Origin of the sequence: Anaerosporobacter faecicola (assembly GCF_012070565.1) — a bacterium.
GTDB classification, from domain to species: domain Bacteria; phylum Bacillota; class Clostridia; order Lachnospirales; family Lachnospiraceae; genus Anaerosporobacter; species Anaerosporobacter faecicola.
In genome coordinates this window covers 337,847-363,424 of the sequence record NZ_JAAQRO010000009.1, presented here as the reverse complement: position 1 = coordinate 363,424, position 25,578 = coordinate 337,847, and the positions used below count along the sequence as shown (strand labels likewise).

Annotated in this window: 20 protein-coding genes; 17 read left to right on the top strand and 3 right to left on the bottom strand. The window is 35.8% G+C overall.

Annotated features, from left to right (window positions below):
- Positions 1-76 precede the first annotated feature (76 nt).
- Entirely contained in the window at positions 77-1,114 is a 1,038-nt protein-coding gene (locus HBB17_RS06305) for an FAD:protein FMN transferase (protein WP_167956614.1), read from the bottom strand.
- 226 nt (positions 1,115-1,340) lie between these two features.
- On the opposite strand from HBB17_RS06305, the gene HBB17_RS06300 reads away from it, so the two are divergent.
- From HBB17_RS06300 to udk, 13 genes are all read left to right on the top strand, one after another.
- Positions 1,341-1,718: a NusG domain II-containing protein gene (locus tag HBB17_RS06300; protein ID WP_167956613.1), complete on the top strand. Its 378-nt coding sequence runs from the start codon at positions 1,341-1,343 to the stop codon at positions 1,716-1,718.
- A 55-nt stretch (positions 1,719-1,773) separates the two neighbouring features.
- Entirely contained in the window at positions 1,774-2,280 is a 507-nt protein-coding gene (locus HBB17_RS06295; RefSeq protein WP_238483685.1) for a Gx transporter family protein, read from the top strand.
- A 258-nt stretch (positions 2,281-2,538) separates the two neighbouring features.
- Complete coding sequence (locus HBB17_RS06290; protein WP_167956653.1) at positions 2,539-3,318, top strand: ClpP family protease; 780 nt, start codon at positions 2,539-2,541, stop codon at positions 3,316-3,318.
- A 315-nt stretch (positions 3,319-3,633) separates the two neighbouring features.
- Positions 3,634-4,512: an undecaprenyl-diphosphate phosphatase gene (locus tag HBB17_RS06285; RefSeq protein WP_167956612.1), complete on the top strand. Its 879-nt coding sequence runs from the start codon at positions 3,634-3,636 to the stop codon at positions 4,510-4,512.
- Positions 4,513-4,525: 13 nt separating this feature from the next.
- Positions 4,526-7,708, top strand: coding sequence for an FtsK/SpoIIIE family DNA translocase (locus HBB17_RS06280; protein WP_167956611.1), 3,183 nt, complete (start codon positions 4,526-4,528; stop codon positions 7,706-7,708).
- Positions 7,709-7,898: 190 nt separating this feature from the next.
- Positions 7,899-8,792, top strand: a complete 894-nt coding sequence (locus HBB17_RS06275; protein WP_167956610.1) for an ATP-grasp domain-containing protein — start codon at positions 7,899-7,901, stop codon at positions 8,790-8,792.
- A 15-nt stretch (positions 8,793-8,807) separates the two neighbouring features.
- Positions 8,808-9,665: an ATP-grasp domain-containing protein gene (locus tag HBB17_RS06270; protein WP_167956609.1), complete on the top strand. Its 858-nt coding sequence runs from the start codon at positions 8,808-8,810 to the stop codon at positions 9,663-9,665.
- A 14-nt stretch (positions 9,666-9,679) separates the two neighbouring features.
- Positions 9,680-10,645, top strand: coding sequence for a ComEC/Rec2 family competence protein (locus tag HBB17_RS06265; protein WP_167956608.1), 966 nt, complete (start codon positions 9,680-9,682; stop codon positions 10,643-10,645).
- Between the two features lie 323 nt (positions 10,646-10,968).
- A complete protein-coding gene (miaB, locus tag HBB17_RS06260) occupies positions 10,969-12,405 on the top strand; it encodes a tRNA (N6-isopentenyl adenosine(37)-C2)-methylthiotransferase MiaB (RefSeq protein ID WP_167956607.1) in 1,437 nt (478 codons plus the stop codon).
- The gene (locus HBB17_RS06255) at positions 12,405-13,094 is read left to right on the top strand and encodes a YjjG family noncanonical pyrimidine nucleotidase (RefSeq protein WP_167956606.1); all 690 of its coding nucleotides are present in this window, start codon (positions 12,405-12,407) and stop codon (positions 13,092-13,094) included. The genes miaB and HBB17_RS06255 overlap by 1 nt, the downstream gene beginning before the upstream one ends.
- 395 nt (positions 13,095-13,489) lie before the next feature.
- A complete protein-coding gene (locus tag HBB17_RS06250; RefSeq protein WP_167956605.1) occupies positions 13,490-16,702 on the top strand; it encodes a DEAD/DEAH box helicase in 3,213 nt (1,070 codons plus the stop codon).
- A 290-nt stretch (positions 16,703-16,992) separates the two neighbouring features.
- Complete coding sequence (locus HBB17_RS06245; RefSeq protein ID WP_167956604.1) at positions 16,993-17,709, top strand: putative ABC transporter permease; 717 nt, start codon at positions 16,993-16,995, stop codon at positions 17,707-17,709.
- Between the two features lie 25 nt (positions 17,710-17,734).
- Positions 17,735-18,349 carry a uridine kinase gene (gene udk / locus HBB17_RS06240; RefSeq protein ID WP_167956603.1) on the top strand — a complete coding sequence of 205 codons (615 nt, stop codon included), beginning with the start codon at positions 17,735-17,737 and terminating at the stop codon, positions 18,347-18,349.
- A gap of 117 nt (positions 18,350-18,466) precedes the next feature.
- On the opposite strand, the gene HBB17_RS06235 is transcribed toward udk, so the two are convergent.
- Both HBB17_RS06235 and tyrS read right to left on the bottom strand, forming a co-directional pair.
- Positions 18,467-19,366: a hypothetical protein gene (locus HBB17_RS06235; protein WP_167956602.1), complete on the bottom strand. Its 900-nt coding sequence runs from the start codon at positions 19,364-19,366 to the stop codon at positions 18,467-18,469.
- Positions 19,367-19,473: 107 nt separating this feature from the next.
- Positions 19,474-20,709 carry a tyrosine--tRNA ligase gene (gene tyrS, locus HBB17_RS06230; protein ID WP_167956601.1) on the bottom strand — a complete coding sequence of 412 codons (1,236 nt, stop codon included), beginning with the start codon at positions 20,707-20,709 and terminating at the stop codon, positions 19,474-19,476.
- 374 nt (positions 20,710-21,083) lie between these two features.
- Between tyrS and HBB17_RS06225 the strand changes: the two genes are divergently transcribed.
- From HBB17_RS06225 to HBB17_RS06210, 4 genes are all read left to right on the top strand, one after another.
- Complete coding sequence (locus tag HBB17_RS06225) at positions 21,084-21,515, top strand: hypothetical protein (protein ID WP_167956600.1); 432 nt, start codon at positions 21,084-21,086, stop codon at positions 21,513-21,515.
- Positions 21,516-21,643: 128 nt separating this feature from the next.
- The gene (locus tag HBB17_RS06220) at positions 21,644-23,512 is read left to right on the top strand and encodes a TIGR03960 family B12-binding radical SAM protein (RefSeq protein ID WP_167956599.1); all 1,869 of its coding nucleotides are present in this window, start codon (positions 21,644-21,646) and stop codon (positions 23,510-23,512) included.
- Positions 23,513-24,319: a TIGR03936 family radical SAM-associated protein gene (locus tag HBB17_RS06215; RefSeq protein ID WP_167956598.1), complete on the top strand. Its 807-nt coding sequence runs from the start codon at positions 23,513-23,515 to the stop codon at positions 24,317-24,319.
- Positions 24,320-24,343: 24 nt separating this feature from the next.
- Positions 24,344-25,534, top strand: coding sequence for a ribonuclease E/G (locus HBB17_RS06210; protein WP_167956597.1), 1,191 nt, complete (start codon positions 24,344-24,346; stop codon positions 25,532-25,534).
- Positions 25,535-25,578 lie beyond the last annotated feature (44 nt).

The following is a 25,578-nucleotide window of genomic DNA, read 5'->3' as shown; positions in this document are numbered from 1 at the left end:
ACTATTTGCTTTCTATCACGAAATCTGTTACATTATAGTATGATACGAACAGTATAATACTATGAGTAAGTAAAAATCATGGAAGAATGATCGTATAGGCATCCTGTAATCCTTGGGAGTAATAGATCTCTTCCTCTTCGGTTACAAAGATTGCATAGGTATCTTCCATGGAATCAATTAGCTTCATTCCTTCTTCAAGACCGAGAGCAAAACAACTGGTGCTTAGTGCATCTCCGTCTACTGATTTTTTTGATAGTATGGTTACAGAAGCTAATCCATTGTCAAAGGGATAGCCTGTTTTGGAATCAAGAATATGATGATATAATTTCTCGTTTTCAATAAAATAGCGTTCATAAGTTCCAGATGTTACAACCGAGGAATCCGTAGCTTCTACAGCTAATAATACTTCACCTTGCTCTGAAAAAGGTTTTTGAATACCAATTTGGAATGGAGAATGGTCTGGTTTAGAACCAATACAGAGAACATTTCCGCCTAGATTTATTGTACCACTGGTTACCCCTCTCTCTAGCAGGAATTGTTTCATCTGATCCGCAATAAAGCCTTTCGCTATGGCACCAAGATCAACCTCTAGTTGTGTATCTGTTGAATGGAGGGTGTTCCCATCAATAGTTAGTGCATGTTGATCAATGTGAGAGAGTGTTCCTTTGATCAAGGAGTCTTCAGGTACTTTTGGTTCATCTGCAGTGAAATTCCACAGATCAGTCAACTTGCCAATTGCTATGTTGAAAGCGCCATTTGTTTGATCAGCATAGGATAACCCTAGTTTAATTAGGGTAGCAGTTTCATTAGAAACAGTTATTTCATCATCTGTTCGATGATTGAACCTACTAATGTCACTTGTTTCAATCGTTTTGCTTAATAAGTTTTCATAGTAATCACACAGAGCAAAGACATCGTCAATCAGGGATTCATCCTTGGTTCCATATAATGTGACCTTTATGTAGGTATTTAATTTTAAGGCGGATTTTTCGATACGTGCATTATCATATCGGTGGTTTAGATAGAAGAATATACTAAAAATTACAATAACAATTATAAACAGTGGAATAAGTAATTTTTGTAAGGATAGTCGTTTTATACATTGTCCTTTCATAAATTGTCCTTTCTCATTATATGATTGTGTGAGGATTGCATGAATCCATATGTCTGCTTTTCATTCTAAAGAATGAAGAACATGATGTCAATAAATTAACATAATTTAATTCAATTACTATAGCGGAACATGGGGGATCGTTTGTTGTTGTGCTTTTTTAAACTATGGCATCAATCCTAAAACGTTATAGCTTTACTTACGTCATTTAGAAAAAGAGGAATATAATTTGAAGAAAAATGATATAATCTTGATCGTGTCTCTATTAGCAGTGATTGGTATTTTTGTACTAATTACCCAATTGGTGAGTAAACCTGGTGCGTACGCGGTTATTAAGATAGATGGAAAAATTGTAGAAAAACTTCCGTTGGATCAGGATACAAAAGTTGAGATTCATGGAGCTGGAGGCGGCACCAATACGGTTGTTGTAAAGAATGGAAGTGTGTTTGTGCAAGATGCCGATTGTCCTGATCGTTATTGTGTAAAACATAAGAAGATAAAAGCGGATACGGAGACGATTGTTTGCTTACCGAATAAGATGGTTATTGAAATCGTTGGTAGTAAGAACGACAAGAGCTCCATTCAATTAGACGAGTTTGCACAATAATATATTATAAATGGTTATGATTTTCATGAAAAGGCTGCGAAAGAAGGTTTCTCACATGATAAAAAATAATAAAATTAGCTTATATGGAATGTTAATTGCTGTAGCATTCTTATTAAGTTATATTGAATCGATTTTTCCGTTACCAATGCTTGTTCCTGGAATGAAGATTGGTCTTGCTAATATTGTTGCCCTATTTGCTTTGTATCGTATGGGAGCAAAAGAAGCAGCAATCCTTTCTTTTATAAGAATCCTGTTGGTAGCATTTACGTTTGCAAATCTATACAGTCTTCTATATAGTATTGCAGGAGCTGGTTTAAGTCTACTTATGATGATGTTACTAAAAAGAACAGGTAAGTTCAGCATAATCGGTGTTAGTATAGTTGGCGCCATTATGCATAATGTAGGTCAGATCTTAGTGGCAATTATGGTTATTGATTCTGTCAACTTGGTATATATATTACCAATCTTATCCCTTACAGGAATAGGAACAGGAACTATTATTGGAATACTAGCTGGAATCATTACAAAACGATTTCAATATATGGAGAATCACACGGATTAATTATAGGGCTCGTTTTTAAAAAAGATCATCGTGCGTATAGGATTTTTGAAATAACACATACTATTCCCAAAAAAGAATTGCTTCGGTCAATTACTGTAATTGGACATACCGTCTAAACAGAGAATTGTTCTGAATGAAATGAAAAGAGGGAACAAGATGCAAACTTGGAATGTAAGTGAGTGGGAACGCATGATTGCGACAAGAGCTGGAATTGTAAATAATTCTGGAGAGATAGAAAACGCCAATAGTGAACAATATATGTTACAAAATAAGCAGGGAAACAACAAACAGAATACGGCAAACAATAATGCGAATATGCAGTCCTCACAAAATGATAAGAGTAAAGTAGAGGTAGATGAGAAAACTGCGAAGGAAATTGAGAAGCTAGACAATGATAAAGTACAAGAATATGGTCAGGTAACCTTGGATAAGAATAGACGAGATCATAAATTACACTTGATGACGATTATTGGTGAAATTGAAGGACATGAATGCTTATCTCAACAGACGAAAACAACCAAATACGAGCATATCTTACCACAGCTTGCGGTTATTGAAGATAGTGAAGATATTGAGGGTGTTCTATTCTTAATTAATACCATAGGTGGTGCTGTGGAGTCTGGTTTGGCTATTGCGGAGATGATTGCATCCTTGAGTAAACCTACGGTATCGCTGATTGTTGGTGACAGCCATTCCATAGGAGTTCCATTAGCAGTAGCAACCGATTATTCGTTCATTGTTCCAACAGGTACGGTGATTATCCATCCTGTACGTATGAGCGGAACGGTAATTGGATCTCAACAAACATACGATTACTTTAAAATCATGCAAGATCGTATCGTTGGCTTTATTGCAGATCATAGCAAAGCAGATAGAGAAGGTATTGAAACCATGATGTTTAATACAGCTATGATGTCGAAAGATCTTGGAACAATACTGGTAGGTAAAGAAGCAGTAGAGAGAGGCGTTATAGATACTGTAGGTGGTATTCATGAGGCTATTGAAAAGTTGTATGATATGATTGAAGGCAAGAATTAGCATAATTGCCTCTTGCTTATCAGAAATAGAAAAGGTATAATAAAATTGGTTCTAATGTAAGTTAAGATTGCGTATAATCTTATCGTATATAGAATCAATTTTTATGTTATTTTAGAATGAAACCAATTGAATGCAAACAATTTGATGGATGATAGCATTGTTCTATTAGTAGGATTTCATGGTCTAATTTTGACTTTTATGTCATACGGTATTTTGCATGCCAAATGCTTTTCTATTGTATTATAAAGCATTTGGCGGACATATGGGAAACTTCACAAAAGAAAAAAATAGAATATCCTGTAGGAGGAATGAAACATGACAATATTTCAAGCGATTATAATGGGAATCTTGCAAGGTGTTGCAGAATTTTTACCCATTAGTAGTTCGGGACATTTGGCTATAATGAAACAAATCTTACATATGAATACAGATACCGGTTTATTATTTGACGTAATGTTGCACTTTGGGACACTACTTGCCGTATTTCTTGTATTTTGGAAGGATATTAAGAAATTGATTATAGAAGGATTTGGAATTCTTGGAGATTTCTTTGTCAATGTAGGACGAGCAATACATAATCTTTTTCATTCACAAGATAAGAAGGAATACAAGAAAGTTGTCTGTACCGCATATCGAAAATTTGTTATGTTGGTGATCGTATCAACGATTCCAACCGGTATATTAGCACTCCTGTTTCGTGATGTTATTGAAGTGACCAGTGAGACATTATTAGTACCTGGATTGTGTTTGTTACTTACAGCGGTTTTATTATTGATTGCAGATCGTACAGCACCAGGAAAGAAACGTGCCAATGATGTTTCTTATGCCAATGCAGGCATCATTGGTCTTGCACAAGGTTTCGCAACATTACCTGGTTTATCCCGATCAGGGACAACCATAACAGCCTGCCTTTCTTGTGGATTGTACAAGAACTTTGCAGTAAAGTATTCCTTTATCATGTCTATACCAGCGATATTAGGTGCTGTTATATTACAGGTAAAAGACTTTGGTTCCATCGTGGCAAGTTCTAATGATATTGTAGCATATATAATTGGAACCTGTGTTGCAGCTGTAGTGGGATATATATGTATGAAAACAATGCTTGTTATTGTACGTGGAAAAAAATATAAAGGATTTGCGTATTATTGTTTTGTAGTCGGAATGATTGCAATCATATGGAATTTTGTAGCATAAGGAGGAAATTAGCATGGCGGCAACTCAGAAAAGAACTTCTTCAACAGCGAAGAAAACGCCAGGAAGAAAGCCCTCGAATAGCAGAGGTACATCCAGTGGTCGAAAGAGTGGAAATAGAAAAAAGAATAGCGGCCATCAATATGAGAATGGGTTGAGTCGCTATAAAGATGAAGTTACAATTGTAGTCACACTGGTAATCGCAGTTATTTTGGTGTTAAGTAATTTTAATTTGAGTGGAACGGTAGGAGCTTTTATCAATCGGTTTACATTTGGTCTATTTGGTATATTGGCATATCTATTACCGTATTTATTGTTTTTTGGAGTTGCCTTTCGGTTATCCAACAAAGGAAATACTACAGCAACGATTAAATTGGTAAGTAGCATTAGTTTTGTTTGCATTCTTGCGGCATTTATACAATTACTAATGGTTTCGTATAATTCAGATTGGAATATTTTCGACTATTATACTAGTTCTGCGGCAAACAGAAATGGTGGCGGATTAATCGGAGGAGCAATCTATTCGGTTATGTATCCGTTATTTGGGTTTGCAGGAACTTTAGTGATCTTATTAGCAGTCATGACATTATTGATCATGTTTATAACGGAAAAACTTTTGTTCGCAAGTCTAGGTAAAAAAAGTTCTGTTAAATTAAAAGAAATGAAAGAGCGAAGAGAAGAAATCAAAAAAGCACGTGAAGAAGCATATTATGCTGAAGAAGAGTATGAAGAGGAACCAGAAGAAGAGGAGCTTCGTGTCACGCAGGATTTGCAACAAGCAAGATATGACAATCGAGCAAATTCTGAAAAAGCTCGGGATAAAAAAGGAAGAAAAAAGAAAGCAAAGACCTATACATTTCCTGATCTTGCCTCCAATAATGAATTAAACAGTCCATTTATAGAAGCAAATCAGCAAATGAATAAGGTAGATATGGGAAAAGGAAAAGTTATCCCAATTAATCAAAATAAGACAGCACCACTCGATGAAGTAAAACCTTTTGATTTTGATTCAATCCCAATCTATCGGGGGGATCAGAATACCAATTATGATTACGAAGAAAAACCACTATATAAAGAAGAAATGAAACGAAAGTTTAGTCAAAACAAAGACTATGACATTAAAAAATTAGCGGAACAGATTATGAATGAAAGTTTTGATGGAAAGACTACAAATGTAGACAAAAGTGATATACTAGATACTACAGATGTAGAAAACATAAAAGTTGGACAGACAATACAACAAGACTCGAACATCGAAGAGCAGATAAATACAGTTTCTAATCTGTTTGAATCGAATTCCACGGAACAATCTTCCTTAGAACCATTCTCTTCAGAAGAGTCTTTTAATTCCTATGAAGAAAAATTTGAGGATTCTGTAGAGGAACAGGAAGATAATTCAAAGGAGAACATGGAAGTTGAGCAACAGGATACCTTTATCAATATGGCAAAAGACGGAACTTTAGAAGAAGAGAATTTTGATGATTTCCGTGTTGATCTAAAATCGATAGAAAATGAAGAAGTAGAAGAAATCTTTGAACAGCAAGAGAACAGAAAAGAACCATTAGAAAGTGCAGAACAAAGAAGTTCTGTTACAAAGGAAATGACTTCTCAGAATGTAACTGCAAATATGAATGCTACTACCTCTATTAATTCCACAGAAAATAATGGTAATCAACAAAATTCTACTAGCGTAGTTGCATCTTCAGAATCTCAATCGGCAGTTGTAGAAGAACCGTATGTATATGAGTTTCCTCCAGTGGATCTGTTATCCAGACCGAAGAATACTTCAAAAGGTGCTTCGAATAATGAGTTGAAAGAAACGGCAATGAAACTTCAGCAAACATTACAGAGTTTTGGTGTCGGTGTTACCATAACTAATGTAAGCTGTGGTCCAGCTGTTACGCGATATGAGCTTCAACCGGAACAAGGGGTAAAAGTAAGTAAAATTACAAATTTGGCAGATGATATCAAACTGAATCTTGCCGCAGCAGATATACGTATAGAAGCTCCAATTCCAGGAAAAGCAGCTGTAGGAATTGAAGTTCCTAATAAAGAAAATACTGCTGTAATGTTACGTGAATTAATTGAAAGCAAAGATTTCAAGGAACATAAGAGTGATCTTGCTTTTGCAGTTGGAAAAGATATTGGTGGACAAGTTGTAGTAACAGATATTGCCAAGATGCCTCATTTATTAATTGCAGGTGCAACTGGTTCCGGTAAGTCGGTATGTATCAATACTTTGATCATGAGTATTTTATATAAATCCAACCCTGATGATGTAAAATTAATCATGGTGGATCCTAAAGTGGTAGAATTAAGTGTATATAATGGTATTCCTCATCTTTTGATCCCTGTTGTTACAGATCCGAAGAAAGCATCTGCCGCTTTAAATTGGGCTGTCATGGAGATGACAGACCGATACAACCGTTTTGCAGAATTAGGTGTAAGGGATATAAAAGGTTACAATTCCAAGATTCAGAAAGTAGAAGAATATCATGATGAGAAGTTCCAAAAGATGCCTCAGATTGTAATTATTGTAGATGAGTTAGCAGATCTTATGATGGTTGCACCAGGTGAAGTAGAAGATGCGATTTGCCGTTTGGCACAGATGGCACGTGCGGCTGGAATCCATTTGATCATTGCTACGCAAAGACCATCTGTTAATGTAATCACAGGATTGATCAAGGCAAACGTTCCGTCTCGAATTGCATTTTCTGTGTCCTCTGCTGTCGATTCACGTACAATCATTGATGGCTCTGGTGCCGAGAAGTTATTAGGAAAAGGAGATATGTTATTCTTCCCATCTGGTTATCCAAAACCAGTACGTATACAGGGTGCCTTTGTATCGGATAAGGAAGTTAGTGAAGTTGTTGCATTCCTATCTTCCCAACAAGGCAAACCAAGCTATAATGAAGAGATCACCTCTAAGATAGCTAGTACTACAACTTCAGATAGTGCATCTTCCTCTGCAAGTGAACGAGATGATTATTTTGTGGAAGCAGGTAAATTCATTATAGATAAAGATAAGGCGTCAATCGGTATGTTGCAACGTGTATATAAGATCGGTTTCAACCGCGCGGCAAGAATTATGGATCAGTTGTATGAAGCAGGTGTTGTTGGACCTGAAGAGGGAACAAAACCAAGAAAGATCCTTATGTCCGAAGAACAGTTTGAACAGTATGTTGATGAATATGTATAAGTAGTAAGACATGGTGGTATCACGCCGTACAAGAATATTGTACTTGTTGGTACCACCATATATATATTCTTGATGAGTTATGCTGTCTAAGGACTTCCATATACCTTTAAGCACACAATATGGCTAAAACCCATACAACATGTCTAAATCATAATACATGTCTAAAATCATACAGCAAGGAGATGCAACAATGAAAGCATGGTTAGTTACCAATGAGTTTTTGAATTCACAGAAATATAGTGAGCTAAATATGTGGTTAGTTAATGCAGCAAAAAAATATGATGTTGAATTACTTGTTAAGACCAATGCAGAGCTACTCGTTGATCTGACAAGCGGGAATGGAATTGAAGCAAAACGGGAAAAAGAGCAACCACAATTTGTCCTGTTTTGGGATAAGGACATACGACTTGCCAGTTATCTAGAGAGCTTATCCTTACCAGTTTATAATTCAGCAAAAGCAATAGAAATTTGTGATAATAAGGCAATGACACACATAGCATTAAATCAAAAGCATATTCGTATGCCGCAAACAATCCTGGCTCCAATGACCTATCCTAACATTGGATATACGAATTATGATTTTGTTGATAAGATGGTGGAACAATTGCGATTTCCGATGGTTGTGAAGGAATGCTTTGGTTCCTTTGGCCAACAAGTATATCTCGTGCACAATTATCCGGATTTACTGGATTGTTTGAATCGGATTGGTACAAAACCATTTTTGGTGCAAGAATATATCAAATCCAGTTTTGCAAGAGATATTCGGTTAAATGTGGTTGGAGATCAAGTAGTAGCAACAATGTATCGATATTCCGATACAGGAGATTTTCGAGCCAATATTTCCAATGGTGGTAAAATGAGACGATATGAACCAACTCCCATACAGATCGAAACGGCAATTGCTTGTGTTAAGGCATTAGGCCTCGATTTTGCTGGGGTGGATCTTTTGTTTGATGAGAATGAAGAACCAATTGTTTGTGAAGTGAATTCCAATGCCCATTTTAAGAATATACAGGATTGCACAGGAGTGAATGTAGCGGATCAAATTATCCAATATATTGTAAAAAAACAGAGTTGCTTATAGGGAAGGAGCGATATTATGCTTGCGTGGATCCTATATGGAGAAAAAGAAGCAGAGTATAACAAACATTATATTCAGATGTATCAGGAGGAAGGAAAACAGTTTGACTTGGATGTAGAACTAATCCTAGTTGAAAAATTGGATTTCGGGGTAAGTAATGGTACGTATTTTTTGGAATATGAACAAAAACCCATACAAGCTCCAGTTTTTGTAATCAGTCGTGTGATTGATCCTCTTTTGTCCAGCCAATTGGAATGTATGAAGATTCCTGTATTTAATCGGGCAGAAGTAGCTCGCATCTGTAATGATAAAGCACTTACGTATCAATTTATAGCAGCCATTAATATTCCTATGGTTGATACAATATTTTGTAAAAAGGGTATGTTACTGAAAAAATTAGAAAGAAGAACCACTCCAACAGTAGTAAAAACTGTCGCAGGACATGGAGGACAGCAAGTGTATCTTCTTGATCCAACCAACCAAGATGAAATCGATAAGGTCGTTATGCAAACGAAGGAATATGATACCGTTGTTCAACCGTTGATTGGTACAAAACATGAAGACCTTCGTGTGTATGTTATTGGAAAAACGATTATTGCTGCTATTCTTAGAAAAGCAAAGGAAGGATTCAAATCCAATTTTTCATTAGGAGGAGAGGTTTGTGTCTATGAATTAAATCATGAGGAAAGACAATGCGTACAGAGCATCATTGAACTACTTGAACCGGATATGGTTGGAATTGATTTCATTATTGGAGATGAAGGAGAACTAATCTTTAATGAGATTGAAGATGTGGTAGGTGCAAGAATGCTTTATCAATGTACGGATATTAATCTTGTTAAGCTTTATCTTGAATATATTTTGGATCATCTGTAGGAGGCTTCGTTTGAATGAAAAAACAATTCTGCTGCCAAAGAAAGAGAAACTATCGTGAATGCATTCTTATTATGGTTGTAGTATGTAGTATATTTGTGTGTTCCTGTACTAAATATACTCCTTTTGTAACAACAAATGAAAAGCAGGATACGGATTTGGATGATGCAGATAGTAAGAAAACGACAAATAAAACAAAAGAGAAGGGGTTGCAGGAAAAGTCCATGGTATATGTACATTTTTTGGATGTGGGAAAAGCAGACTGTATTCTCATACAGATGGGTGAACACGCTGTGTTAATCGATTCGGGTACCAGTGAGAAAGCAGAAACAATCATTACCTATTTGAAAGAACAAAACATAGAGCAACTAGACTATGCAGTAGCGACCCATTGTGATAAGGATCATGTAGGAGGAATGAGTGACATATTGAGAGCATTTCCAACAAAAATCTTAATGATGTCAGCGCGTGGAAAGAATACAAAGCCCTATACTGCCATGATTAAAACGGCTGATGCTCTAAAAGTAACCCAGATCATACCGGAAGTAAAAAGTATGTTTTATGTAAATGATGTAAAGTTCACCGTGTTGTCACCAGGGGAAAAGGCAATGGCTGCAGATTCCGATAATGAAAGTTCTCTTGTTCTCATGATGCAATATGGAGCAAAGAAATTCCTCTTCATGGGAGATGCAATGGGAGTTTCGGAAAAAGAAATGATGAAAGCAGGATATGACTTACATGCAGATGTGATCAAAGTAGGTCATCACGGAAGCAATCAAACCTCTAGTGAAAAATTTCTTGATAAAGTGAATCCAGCTGTTGCAGTTATAACCTGCGAAGAGGGAGATGGCACCGATTTACCAGAAAAAGAGACACTAGCGGTTTTAAACCAGCAGCGAATCCTATTGTATCGAACCGATCGTGATGGTACGATTGTAATGTCTACAGATGGTGTTGATATTACGATTAAAAAGGAGAAATAAAAGGTATGCAACTGTGAAAGGAACAGAACTAGACAATTTCATAGAAATAGGGTATAGTATACGATGGACTGTAACCAAACAGAAATAGGGATAAGTAACTCAAACTTCCCACTTGAATGCTTTGAACGAGTATGTGATTGTTATATTCGTCGGAACACGTGCTTTCGCTTGGCTTCACACGTAACGGTACTAAGTTTGCATAGTACGCAAACTAAGTGCCGACGTGCTCCGACAGTTTTCCTCGTGAATATAACAACCACATACTCTAGATAAAGTTTTTGAGGTGAGAAGTTTGAGTAAGTAAGATAGAAAGAGAGAACAATATGAATTTGGAAAATACAATGAGTCAGATTACCAAAGAGTTTTCTGATGAGACGCAACGTCAATATCAATTTATCGAAAATTTAAAAATATGGTACAATAAGAAAACACAAGAGATTGGAAGAACATTAACCGCTTGTGTACAATGTTTTGGATGCCAAATGAATGCACGTGATGCAGAAAAGATTACAGGTATCTTAGAACAGATCGGGTATCAGATGGTTGAAACAGAAGAAGCGGATTTTGTTATCTATAATACTTGTACCGTACGTGAAAATGCAAATTTGAAAGTATATGGCCGATTAGGCTATCTGAATAAATTAAAAAAGAAAAATCCTCATATGATGATTGCCCTTTGTGGTTGTATGATGCAGGAACAGACTGTTGTAGATAAAATCAAGAAGAGCTATCGCTATGTGGATATTATCTTTGGTACACATAATATCTTCAAACTTGCAGAATTAATGCAAGCAAGATTAGATTCAAAAGGAATGATTATTGATATCTGGAAAGATACAACGGAAATTGTTGAAGATCTACCAAGTGAACGAAAATACCGCTTTAAAGCAGGGGTAAATATTATGTTCGGTTGCAATAATTTCTGTAGTTATTGTATTGTACCATATGTACGTGGACGTGAAAGAAGCCGTAATCCAGAAGATATCGTGAAGGAAATCAAACAATTAGTTGCAGATGGTGTAGTGGAGATTATGTTACTAGGACAGAATGTTAATTCTTACGGTAAAAATCTTGAAAATCCAATGACATTTGCCGAATTGTTACAAGAGATCGAGAAAATCGAAGGGTTAGAAAGAATTCGATTTATGACTTCCCATCCAAAAGATCTTTCTGATTCACTGATTGAAGTAATGAAGCATTCCAAAAAGATTTGTACACATTTACATCTGCCAGTACAATCAGGAAGTTCTAGAATCTTAAAGATCATGAATCGTAAATATACAAAGGAACAGTATCTAGATCTTGTTGATCGGATTAAAACGGCGATGCCAGAAATCTCATTGACTACAGATATTATCGTAGGTTTTCCAGGGGAAACTGAAGAAGACTTTGAAGAAACATTGGATGTAATCCGTAAAGTAAAATATGATAGTGCATATACCTTTATCTATTCAAAACGTACAGGTACACCAGCCGCATCAATGGAAGAACAAGTGGATGATGCAGTGGTAAAAGAACGATTTAATCGATTGTTAAAGGAAGTGCAAACAATTTCCGCAGAATTAACAAAAAAACATGAAAACACCGTGCAAAAGGCATTGGTAGAACAGATTAATGAGCAGGATGCAAGTCTTGTAACGGGACGATTAAGCAACAACCTTTTGGTACATTTTAAAGGTTGTGAAGATCTAATTGGTAAGATTGTAGATGTTCGTCTGAATGAATGTAAAGGTTTCTACTATATTGGAGAAATGGTATAATGCAAATCTATCGTACTCTTTTATTTGATGTAGATGGAACGTTATTGGATTTTGAAAAAACAAAAGAACGAGCATTTCGACAAACTTGGATTAGTAATTCCTTGCCATTCCAACAGGAAATATTAGATACCTTTTCGATGATTGAACTTGCATTATGGCAACAACTAGAACGAGGAGAAATCACAAAAGAAGTTCTTCTTACGAAACGATTTCAGACACTTTTTGATAAAGAAGCGATTGACAGGAATCCGGAAGAGTTCGAACTACAATATCAGGAAGAGCTAGGACAATATGCAGATCTTATTCCAGGTGCATATGATATTTGCAAAGAATTAGCAAAGTCTTGTAATCTATATATCATTACCAATGGTGTTGCAAAAACCCAGCGTTCCCGATTGAATCGTTCTGGTTTGCTACCGTTTTTTAAGGATTTATTCATATCAGAAGAAGTTGGATATAGCAAGCCAAGAGTAGAGTTCTTTTCCTATGTATTATCGCATATCCCATCAACGGCAAAAGAAGAGGTATTAGTAATTGGCGACAGTTTGACCTCAGATATTCAAGGGGGAAAGAATGCAGCATTATCAACTTGCTTTGTTAATTTGAATGCATCGACAAATACAACAAATCTTATACCAGATTATGAGATCCGTGATTTGAACGAACTTAATAGCATTGTTCATATATAAGGATATTCCAATATATGACTATTAATATAGAATGATGTTTTAGAATGAAAATATACCAAGTTGGATAGGTTATATAGTGAAAATGTATACATTAGTAAGTATTTGATTACGATTGGATACGAGGATATAAGGCTTATAAAAGATTTTATCTTTTTAAGCCTTATATTTTATGTAATTCTTTGCGGACAAATGCATAGATGGACATGATGGATCTACGGATTCTTGTATCATATTTACAGAATAAACAGAAAGAAATAAAATAATTTGTAGAAATTTTTTTGAGAAAAATGTGGTTCTTGCGAACAGAAGATTTAAAAATGTGGTATAATAGTAGGATAGCGTATGGATAAGCATGCGCATCTTTAGCATGTAATTTTTAAGAAAGGAGTAACGGTATGCTAAATATTACGAAAGCAGCAATTCGAAACATTGCAGCTGACGAACAGACATATGCCAGAGGTATTCGTTATTATCAGAATAATGCGGTTAAGAATATCACGTGGTCACAAGCCAATAAGCAATATCGGGCGTTTGTGAAAGGGCAGTCCGACTATATCGTTACAGTAACCCAAGATAAAGAGGATTCATTTACCTATTCCTGTAATTGTCCAGCAAGTTTCAAATACGATGGACCTTGTAAACATGTCATTGCAACGTTACTTTTCATTGCGGACTATGAAAATCGTGCAAAAGCCAAAGAAGATATTCCGCCAGATGAAAAGAAAACTTATAATATTATCGATTATTTCAGCCGTCAGGATGAGATCAATCTACCAGGAGAAACCTTTCATATTAAGGTATGTATCTATGTACCAGGAATTATGAAAGCAGATACAGGAAAAGCATATCTTTCCATACAAGTAGGAAACAATCGTTTCTATAAAGTACAAAGTTTGAAGAAATTTATCATGGATTACTATAACAAAGAGGATATGATTCTAGGAAAAGAATTCCGCTATATACATGGGGAAAGCAAGTTTCATGAAACATCACAGAAGATTATGGATTTTCTAGTAGAAATCTATGAGATACAAGAGTTGTTAGGAAGAGCAAATAATGCAAATGTTTTTTCAAAAGCACAGTTGGTGTTGACTAAGAATCTCTTGATTAAACTATTCTCTCTTCTTGGAAAAGATACATTTCACCTAAATCTATATGGCAATGAATACCGCGACGTTCGTTTCTATAACCACAATCCAAAGATTGAATATCAGATTGATCTATCCGAAGATACCTTGATTATGAATCAACTATCTGATGATGGAATTATTCCGGTAACCCAAAGTGGAGAATTGCTGTTTTATAAGCACGCTATGTATCAACCAAATCATAAATTCATAAAGAATTTTGTCCCTTTCTTTAGTAGTATCAGTAAAGAAAAAGGACCATTGGAGTTTAATGGATTAAACAAAATCAAATTCTTAGAATACGTGTTACCACAGATTCATGAAACAATGGAGATTCAGGTGCCAGAAGAAATCAAAAATCGTTATGTTGATGAACCATTGCGTACGGAGATTTATTTGGATAAGTATAAATCCAATATACGGGCAGATGTGAAATTTATGTATGGAGCTTATAAGATTAATCCATTACACGAAGCTTCCCATCCAGAAGCAATCATTGTTCGTAAGCCAGGTGATGAAGATCTGGTAATCGATTATCTATCAAGCATTGGATTTGAAGCAAACAGGGATTATTTTGTAATTAAGCAAGAAGCCGAAGCCTATGACTTCTTAGTGAACAAGATGAATGACCTAATTGAACGTTATGATGTATTCTATAGCGAAGCCTTTCGGACAATTAATATACGGAATATCGGAAATCTGAATACGAACATTAAAGTAAAATCTGACTCCGATTTATTGGAGATGGAATTGGGATTTGATGATATCCCACCGAATGAATTAAAGGACCTGTTTCATTCCTATCGGTTGAAGAAGAAATACTATCGGTTAAAGAATGGAGATTTTATCAATCTGCAAACGCTGAATATGGAAAAAGCTGCCGATCTATTAGAGCATATTAATGTATCATATAAGGATCTGAAGGATACCAATTCGATTATGCTCCCAAAGAATACAGCACTTTATATCAATCAGGTGATGGAGAAGAATGATGACATCCATGCAGAAATGAATGAGGAATTTCATCAATTAGTAGATCAGATTATGAATCCGAAAGAAAATCATTATAATATCCCAGAGAATATTAACGCAACTTTACGTAGTTATCAGATAACGGGATATAAGTGGTTGTGTACTTTGGCGGATAATAATCTGGGAGGTATATTAGCAGACGATATGGGACTTGGTAAAACCCTACAGTCCATTGTCTATATGGCTGCGAATAAAGAACGTCCATATCTGATTGTATGTCCAGCCTCCTTAGTATATAACTGGCAGGAAGAAATTGAGAAGTTCGCACCATTTTTGAATACAATCATCGTAGTGGGTGCACCAGAAGAACGTCTAGCCTCAATTGAGGAGGCGAAAAAACCCCAAAATGCAATTGATGTAGTCATCACTTCGTATCCGTTGATTCGTCGTGATATTGATGCCTATGCGGATATACAGTTTCACACGATGTTCATTGATGAAGCACAGTTTATTAAGAATGCAAATTCAAGAAATGCAAAGTCTGTAAAAGCGATTCGGGCAAAACACAAATTTGCATTAACAGGTACACCGATTGAAAATAGTTTATCAGAACTATGGTCCATCTTTGATTTTATCATGCCATTTTATTTGTTTACCAGTTCAAAATTTCAAAGTATTTACGAAAAGCCAATCATAAAAGATGGCAATGAAGAGGCACTGGCAGATCTGAATCGTCATATACAACCATTTATTCTGCGAAGAATGAAAAAAGAAGTATTATCGGAATTACCAGATAAAGTGGAAACAAAATATATGACAGAAATGACGGAAAGCCAAAGAAAAGTATATGCGGCGTATCTTGCGAATATACGAAATGATCTGTTCAAAGATGGAACACAAGGACTTGAAAAGAAAATTGAAATTTTGGCTGCATTAACACGATTACGCCAGATCTGTTGCCATCCATCTACCTTTATTGAAAATTATAAAGGGGGTAGTGGTAAACTGGATTTATTAATGGAGCTTCTGCCGGATATCATTGGTGCTGGACATCGAGTTTTAATCTTTTCTCAGTTTACTACGATGTTGCACTTGATCGAAGAGGAATTAAGAAAGTCTGACTTTACGTATTTCTCACTTGAAGGTTCTACGAATATAGAAACAAGAAAAGATTATGTGAATCGCTTTAACCAGGGTGAGAGAGATATATTCTTAATATCTTTGAAAGCAGGTGGAACAGGACTAAATCTTGTTGGAGCGGATACCGTCATACATTTTGATCCTTGGTGGAATCCAGCAGTTGAAGAACAAGCTACCGATCGTGTGTACCGAATTGGTCAAACGAATTCGGTACAAGTTATCAAATTAATCACACAAGATACCATTGAAGAGAAGATCTATCGATTACAGAAGAAGAAAAAGAATCTGTCTGATTCGGTTATCCAGTCTAAGGAGATCTTTATCAATCATTTGTCAAGAGAAGAATTGGAAGACATCTTCAATCTGTAGGGTGCGATTCATTTAAAATAGTATTGAAATCGAATATTGTATATCCCAATGTATTTTTCTTTTATGAATTAAGTATATATTAGTAGAGAGTATAAAAATGGTCTTTTATAGGAGAAATAGTTGTTTTCTGTAGTATTTTATTGAGATAATATTATGTATAACGTCGAAATTATCACTTTTTTAATACATTTTTAATAATATCTAAAGGAAGTCTTTAATAACATCTGTTATAATTTTCTTGTTTATAAAATCATGAGTATTATGTGAGGATAGGAACAGGGGGATATAACATGGAACAAACGAAGCAGGTGCAGGATTCTCTGAAAGAGGAGATTAGAGAAAAACTGAATCAACGTGCGGAGCATTTTAATTTACTAGAGGGAATACATTTTTTTCGACTATTTTGGATTTTTCTATTATCAAGTGTATTAGGATATTATCTAGAGTTAGCATGGTGTTTAATGTATCATGGACGTTTCTATAGCAGACAGAGTTTAGTCTTTGGACCATTCAGTGTTGTATATGGATTTGGAGCTGTGATAATTACTTTAATAATCCATTTGATAAAAAGCAAAAATACTGGTACAATATTCGTAGTCACAACCATATCTGGAGCTATATTTGAATATCTTTGTTCGTATTTACAAGAACTGGTTTTTGGGACGGTGTCTTGGGATTATGGAAAGCAACCATTTACCATTGGTGGTCGTTGCAATTTGTTATTTGCATGCGGTTGGGGTCTTCTTGCAATTCTATTTTTCCGAAAAATTCTACCTCTATTTAACCAGATTTTTGTACAAGTACAAAATCATAGAGGCTATCTGTTGACTTGTATTTTGCTAGCATTCATGCTTTGTAATATGTTCGTTTCTGCAACAGCAGTTAAGCGACAAACAGATCGACGGAACGGAATCGAGCCTTCGAATGCATATGAACGATATCTTGATCGGAAATATCCAGATGATGTGTTGAAAAGAATCTATGCAAATATGAGAGTAGTAGATTAGTAAATTACGTTTTAGGAGAATAAGAATGAGTGACATTACGATTATTGGTATTGCAGGAGGATCTGCATCTGGAAAAACAACAGTAGCAAGTAAAATAAAAGAAGAGTTCAATGATGATGTGGAACTAATTTGCCATGATTTTTACTATCTGGCACACAACGATATTCCTTTTGAAGAAAGAGTCAAATTAAATTACGATCATCCGAATGCATTTGATACAGAACGATTGATTAGTGATATTAAACAACTCAAACAAGGAATAGCCATCGAACGTCCTGTTTATTCCTATACAGAACATACAAGACTATCGGATACCGTTCGCGTAGAACCTAAAAAAGTAATCATCATAGAAGGCTTTTTAATATTTGAAAATCCGGAATTATTAAATCTTATGGATATTAAGATTTTTGTAGATACCGATGCAGACGAGAGATTGATCCGTCGCATCCTTCGTGATGTTAAGGAACGTGGCAGAAGTTTAGAATCTGTTATCAATCAATATACCACAACTGTTAAGCCAATGCATGAGCAGTTTGTGGAACCATCAAAACGTCATGCGGATCTCATCATTCCATATGGAGGACAGAATGAAATCGCGTTATCTATGTTAATGGATAAGATTCGTACAATGATTGGTTAGAATTATAAGAAAAGCTCTTTATTCATAGGAGAGAGGAGAGAGAATCCTCTTTTATGAATAAAGAGCTTTTGTTTATCATGTAAGTATAAATATGACCTTAGTAAAGTGGATACCCAATTACTCTGTAAAATGTGAGTTAAAGAATTCTTCAACTAAAAGATCAACATATGCATCATTCAAATCTTTACTAAATTCATTCAAGATTGCATTTTTTACATATTCTGTTTGTTTGAAATAATTGATTTCTGCTGGGTCTGAAGGATTATTCAAAGTAGTGAGAACCTCTTCTGTAATGGTTTGATCCAACCAGGAATTGATTGCATCTGTTAATTCATCTTCTTCAGCTATTTGTCCTTTGACTTGTTTGGAACGTTTTAAAGTACTGAATCCAATTACAATAAAGATAAGGAACACAGCAGCCATTATAGTGACAGCGAACGTACCTTGATAAATGTGAAATACATCAAGGATATTCAATAGTAAAAATACGAAACCTGCAATTCCTACACCGAAGAAGATATATGCAGTTGATTGCAAGTCTTTAAATTGTTCTGCTTTTTTTACATACACCGCTGAAGATGTTTTTTTGCTTGCTGTGTTTTGTTCGTGTGAGCAATCGGAATCCATAGAAGGATCTCGTTCGTCTTCATCTGAATAATCAAATTCATCTGATTCAGAATCAGTTGTATCATCTGTAACCTTTGCAGTGTCATTTTCTGTTTCAGCGATATAGAAAGCTTGAAATAGTTTCTTAGCTTCTTTAAGATCTTCTTTGGTTACAAAAACAGGCCAGGCTTGGTCAACTTCATCATAACGATATTCTGCATATGAAATGTTTGAATATTTTAAGAAATCAATTAACTTCTGTGCATGTTTTTCTGTATCAAGGCGAACAACTTCTGCTTGATCTTGTGTAACTGATTCCGCTTGTGCATCATCAACAAGTTTGGAGCCGCAGTCAGCACATACTTCGATACCTTCACGATACTCTAATTTACATTTTGGACACCATGGCATATGTGGAAACCTCCTTTTTCGATAACAAAGGCTTATGCAAAAATCGTTTTATACGTTCGTATCTCTTTGCTTTTGCATAAGCCTCCTATAATCATTAATTATTTTACTTATTCAGCAATCTTAAATAAATGATAAACTTTTTTACCTTTTTTAATCAATAATGCACCATCTGCATTAAAGTCATCTGGAGTAAATTTGCGGTCAAATTCTGTAACTTTCACTTCATTTACAGAAACACCACCTTGTGTAATATTTCTTCTTGCATCTGAACGGGAAACAGCAAGTTTTGCGTCTACCATTAAGGTGATTAAATCGATACCTTCGTTAAACTGAGCAGCAGAATATGTTGTAGTAGGCATGTCCTCTGTTTTCATATTGCCACCGAATAAGGCACGAGCAGCTTCTCTGGCTTTTGTAGCTTCTTCTTCACCATGAACGATCTTTGTAATTTCATAAGCAAGAACTTCCTTCGCATGGTTGATTTCAGAACCTTCAAGTGCACCAAGACGACGAACTTCATCCATAGGAAGGAACGTAAGAAGACCAAGACATTCTTCAACTTTAACATCTTCAATGTTTCTCCAGTATTGATAGAATTCATAAGGAGAAGTTTTCGCAGGATCTAGCCAAACAGCACCTTTCATGGTTTTACCCATCTTAACGCCTTCACTTGTTGTTAATAATTTAAATGTTAAGCCGTATGCTGGTTTTCCTTCTTTGCAGCGAATTAAATTAACACCACCTAAGATGTTAGACCATTGGTCATTACCACCAAGTTCTAAGGTACAACCATATAACTGGTTTAATTTTAAGAAGTCATAAGATTGCATTAACATATAGTTAAATTCAAAGAAAGTAAGACCTTTTTCCATACGTTGTTTGTAACATTCGGCAGATAACATCTTATTAACAGAGAAATGAACACCAATCTCACGTAAGAATTCAACATAGTTTAGATCCAATAACCAATCTGCATTGTTTGCGATGATTGCATTGTCATTATCAAAGTCGATAAAACGTGACAATTGTTTGTGGAAACAATCTGCATTGTGTTGAATGGTTTCTTTTGTCATGATGGTACGCATATCTGATTTACCAGTTGGATCGCCGATCATGGTTGTTCCGCCACCAAGTAAAGCAATTGGTCTGTGACCTGCACGTTGCATATGCATCATAGCCATAACTGTTAAGAAATGACCAGCAGTTAAACTATCAGCAGTAGCATCAAATCCTATATAAAAGGTAACTTTCTCCTTACCTAACAATTCTCTGATTTCTTGCTCATGAGTAGTTTGCTCAATAAAACCTCTTTCGAGCAAAATATCATATACGTTTGTAGACATCTTTGTTCCTCCTTAAGGTAATATAATCATACCTATTATCGTAACACAAACCGTTTCCATATTCAAGACATTTCCTATAATGGAAGTCTTGTATGACGAATGTAGAATTGTAAATCTGGAACAAGAAGAATCGGGGGAGAATCAAAAAAGGACAACTACGATTACTCTATAAGAAAGTGGGATTATCTAAGGTGAACGGGGCATATATTAGGATATACTAATATTACCACAATTTTGCATCAGTTGTTTTTAATCGAGTAGATACGGTTTTTATATGCAAAGTTTAGTAATAAGCAAAGCTTAAGTACTATGGGTGAACCCTTAACTCTATAATTTAGGAATGATAAGATATTGAATGGAAAGGATGAATGAATATGGAAAAAGATGCAACGTATACCGTTAATCGTCAAGAATTGATTCGAATGGCTCGAGAGAGTTGCGAGGGGAATCTACGTCCCAATGGAAATGGTCGATTTAGCCAAGGTCTCTGCAAAAAAGGAACGGTACAAAAAAAGAGTCGTTCCACTGGGAATGTAGGAAAAGGGAAAGTTGGAGAAACAACAATCCTACAAGAGACTGACCGAAAGCGTATGGCTATTAAATTCTTATTAATTCGAACCATCTGCGTCTCGGTTGTATTTTTATTTATTGTTGTGATCGACCAGTTCCAGATCGGTTATGAATCATTTCAAAGTGAAACGATTCTACAGACGGTACAAAGTAACCAATTATATGAACAGGCGCAAGAATTGTTTGAAGGAATTCAAGATGAAAAAATTGTTAACGTTTTTCATGGACTTGAATAAAGGAAGTGTGTTATACTCTTTAGCGTGGGTCTATGGCGCTAAAAATTGTGCCATTGCATCACGAAGCGACAGGATTGGAGAGAAGTTTACTATCCTAGTGTAAATAATAGATTGGAGATACAAGATAGATGAGAAAATTAGCGTTATCTGATGAAATCCTGCTAACCGTTGAAAAACCAGCAAGATACATTGGAAATGAAGTAAATATGGCTGTAAAAGACATAAAAGATATCGATATCCGTTTCTGTATGTGTTTCCCAGATGTATATGAAATCGGTATGTCTCATTTGGGAATACAGATCCTTTATGATATGTTTAATCGAAGAGAAGATACGTATTGTGAACGTGTGTACTCTCCATGGGTTGATCTGGATAAGATCATGCGAGAAAAAAATATTCCATTGTTTGCATTGGAGTCACAAGATCCAATTAAGGAATTTGATTTCCTTGGAATCACATTACAATATGAAATGTGCTATACAAACATTCTTCAAATATTGGAACTATCACAGATTCCTCTCTATGCAAAAGATCGAACCGAAGAAGATCCAATTGTGATTGGTGGAGGACCATGTGCTTATAACCCAGAACCACTTGCGGATTTCTTTGATTTCTTCTATATCGGAGAAGGGGAGACTGCATACGATGAAATTTTGGATCTATACAAGGAAAACAAAAAGAATGGTGGTTCAAGAATTGATTTCTTACGTCAAGTTGCGAATGTTCAAGGGATGTATGTTCCTATGTTCTACGAGGTAGACTATAACGAGGACGGTACCATTGCTTCTTTCCACAAAACCGATGAAGCTGTTCCTGATACGATCAAAAAGCAGGTTGAGATGGAATTGAGTGAAACCGTTTATCCTGAAAAACCATTGGTTCCATATATCAAAGTTACCCAGGACCGTGTTGTACTTGAAATCCAACGTGGATGTATTCGTGGATGTCGTTTCTGTCAGGCAGGTATGATCTACCGTCCAATCCGTGAAAGAGATTTGGAATTCTTAAAGCAACGTGCCTATGAGATGTTAAAAGCAACAGGACATGAAGAGATTTCTTTAAGTTCCCTAAGCTCCAGTGATTATTCCAAACTACAGGAACTTGTGTATTTCTTAATTGATGAATTCCGTTCTAATGGCGTGAATATCTCCCTTCCTTCTTTGCGTATCGATGCATTTGCACTAGATGTTATGAGCAAGGTACAAGATGTGAAGAAGAGCAGCTTAACATTTGCTCCAGAAGCAGGATCACAACGATTACGTGATGTTATTAATAAAGGATTAACCGAAGAAGTTATCTTAAAAGGTGCTATGGACGCGTTCTTAAGTGGTTGGAATCGTGTAAAACTTTATTTTATGTTGGGGCTTCCTACAGAAACATTAGAGGATGTGGAAGGCATCGCTATTCTATCCGATAAGATTGCAAGAGAATACTACACGATTCCAAAAGAAGAACGAAATGGTCGTGTAAGCATTGTATCTAGTACCTCTTTCTTCGTACCAAAACCATTTACTCCATTCCAATGGGTTCGCATGGCAACGAGTGAAGAATTCCTAGAAAGACAACGTTTCTTACATGGAAAGATGAAGGAACAATTAAATTATAAGAGCATCAAATACAACTGGCATGAAGTAGAACTTACCATGTTAGAGGGCGTTCTTGCACGAGGAGACCGTCGTGTAGGTAAGGTGATCTATGATGCATATAAAGCAGGCTGTCTCTATGATTCTTGGTCGGAATACTTCAAATACGATGCTTGGATGACTGCATTTGAAGAGAACAAGATCGATCCATTGTTCTATACAAGCAGAGAACGAGATTTAGAAGAAATCCTTCCATGGGATTTCATTGATGTTGGTGTGACAAAAGAATTCTTAAAGAGAGAATACAAACGTGCGATTTCTGAAAAAGTAACACCAAACTGTAGACAAGCTTGTTCTGGCTGTGGAGCGAAAAGCTTCGGTGGTGGCGTTTGTTTTGAAGGAGGTAACAAATAAATGAAGGCTAGAGTAAAATTTTCAAAGACAGGAACCCTAAAATTTATTGGTCACCTTGATGTGATGCGTTATTTTCAAAAAGCATTTCGCCGTGCGCAGATTGATGTAGAATATTCCAAAGGATATAGTCCACATATGTTATTATCATTTGCAGCACCACTTGGAGTTGGGCTAACCAGTGACAGCGAATATTTAGATATGCAGTTATTATCGGCCGATTCGGAAGAAGACATGATCAAGAAGATGAATGAAGCAATGGTTGATGAAATCCAAGTTGTTGATTTCAAGCTATTACCAGATACCAGTAAGAATTCCATGTCCATTGTGGCAGGGGCGGATTATAAAGTATCCTTAAAAGATGGATATTCCTTTGAAGCAGCTTGTGATGAACAGGGAAAGAAAATGGAGACAAGCTTGAATATTTCGAACTTCACAGAACATTTTCGGGCGTTCTTACAGAAGGAACAGATTACGATTCTAAAGAAATCAAAGAAAAGCGAACGGGAAGTGGATATTAAACCATTGATCTATATAACTGCTTTTGAAGCGGAAGAATTTCAGAAGAAAGGTGGCTCTTTCATTGCAAACAGTGTAGCGGAAACCTTTGAAAACCCTTGTGTTGTCTATATGCAATTAGCCACTGGAAGTGTGAATAATCTGAAACCGGAACTTGTGATGGAAGCATTCTGCCAAGCAGAACATGTTATTTACAATCCATTTGCATATCAGGTACATCGAATGGAAGTTTATGCGGACCAGGGAACGGAAGAAGCAAGAAATCTTGTTCCTCTAAATGATATGCAATAGGAAGAAGTTCAGGTGGGCGAAGTTATGAATAGTAAGTTGGTTATTACGACAAAAGAAAATCGGATTATTACCTCTCTTTTAGAGAACGACACTTATGTTCAGTTACGTGTAGATGCCAAAGATTCGAATAGTCTTTTGGGAAATATCTATGTTGGCAAGGTAAAGAATATTGTGAAGAATATCAATGCTGCATTTATTGAGGTTGCTGATGGTATCATGTGTTATTATTCATTAGAGGAGAACAAACACCCCATCTATGTAAAGGAAAAGAAAACCGATAAATTAGTCATAGGAGACGAAATCTTAGTTCAAATCGAGAAGGAAAATATAAAGACAAAAGCTCCCGTTGCTACGTGTCATCTGAACTTTACAGGGAAATATGTGGTGTTAACACATGGTAAGACTAAGATTGGCGTATCCTCAAAAATCACATCTGACCAGGAAAAAAGACGATTACGTGAAATTCTTTCTCCTTATGAAAATGACAAGTATGGTTTTATTATCCGCACCAATGCAAAGGGAGCAGACCAAATCGTTCTTGAAAAAGAGATTGCTTCTCTTGTGCAATTATATGAGAAAGTTACTAGCGAAGGGATTCATCGGAGTGTGTTTTCTGTCATCTATAAAACACCTGCCGATTATCTTTGTGATATACGAGATGGATATGCAAACGCTTTAGAAGAGATTATTACAGACGATGCTTGGTTATATGAACAGATTAAGGATTATCTTCTGCATTACCAACAAGAAGATCTGGAAAAACTGCGCTTATATGATGATCCTACCATTTCCTTAAATACATTGTATAATGTAGAGAAACGGATTGAAGAAGCTACTAGAGAACATGTCTGGCTCAAATCAGGAGCATATCTTATTATTCAACATACTGAAGCTTTTAATATAATTGATGTCAATACCGGTAAAGCAATCAGCGGGAAGAAAAAAGCACAGGAAACATTTCTAAAAATCAATCTGGAAGCTGCAAAAGAAGCAGCACGACAGATTCGTTTACGGAATTTATCGGGAATTATCATTATTGATTTCATCGATCTATTGGATAAGAATGATCAAGAATTATTAATGAAAGAGCTTACCAATGCCTTTAAAGCAGATCCTGTTAAAACTACCGTTGTTGATATTACTGCATTAAATCTTGTGGAAATAACAAGAAAGAAAGTACGAAAACCGTTGCATGAGCAATTACAAGGGTTATAAGATATTCCAATGAACTAGTCGGAGAATTTGTAAGGAGGCTTGAC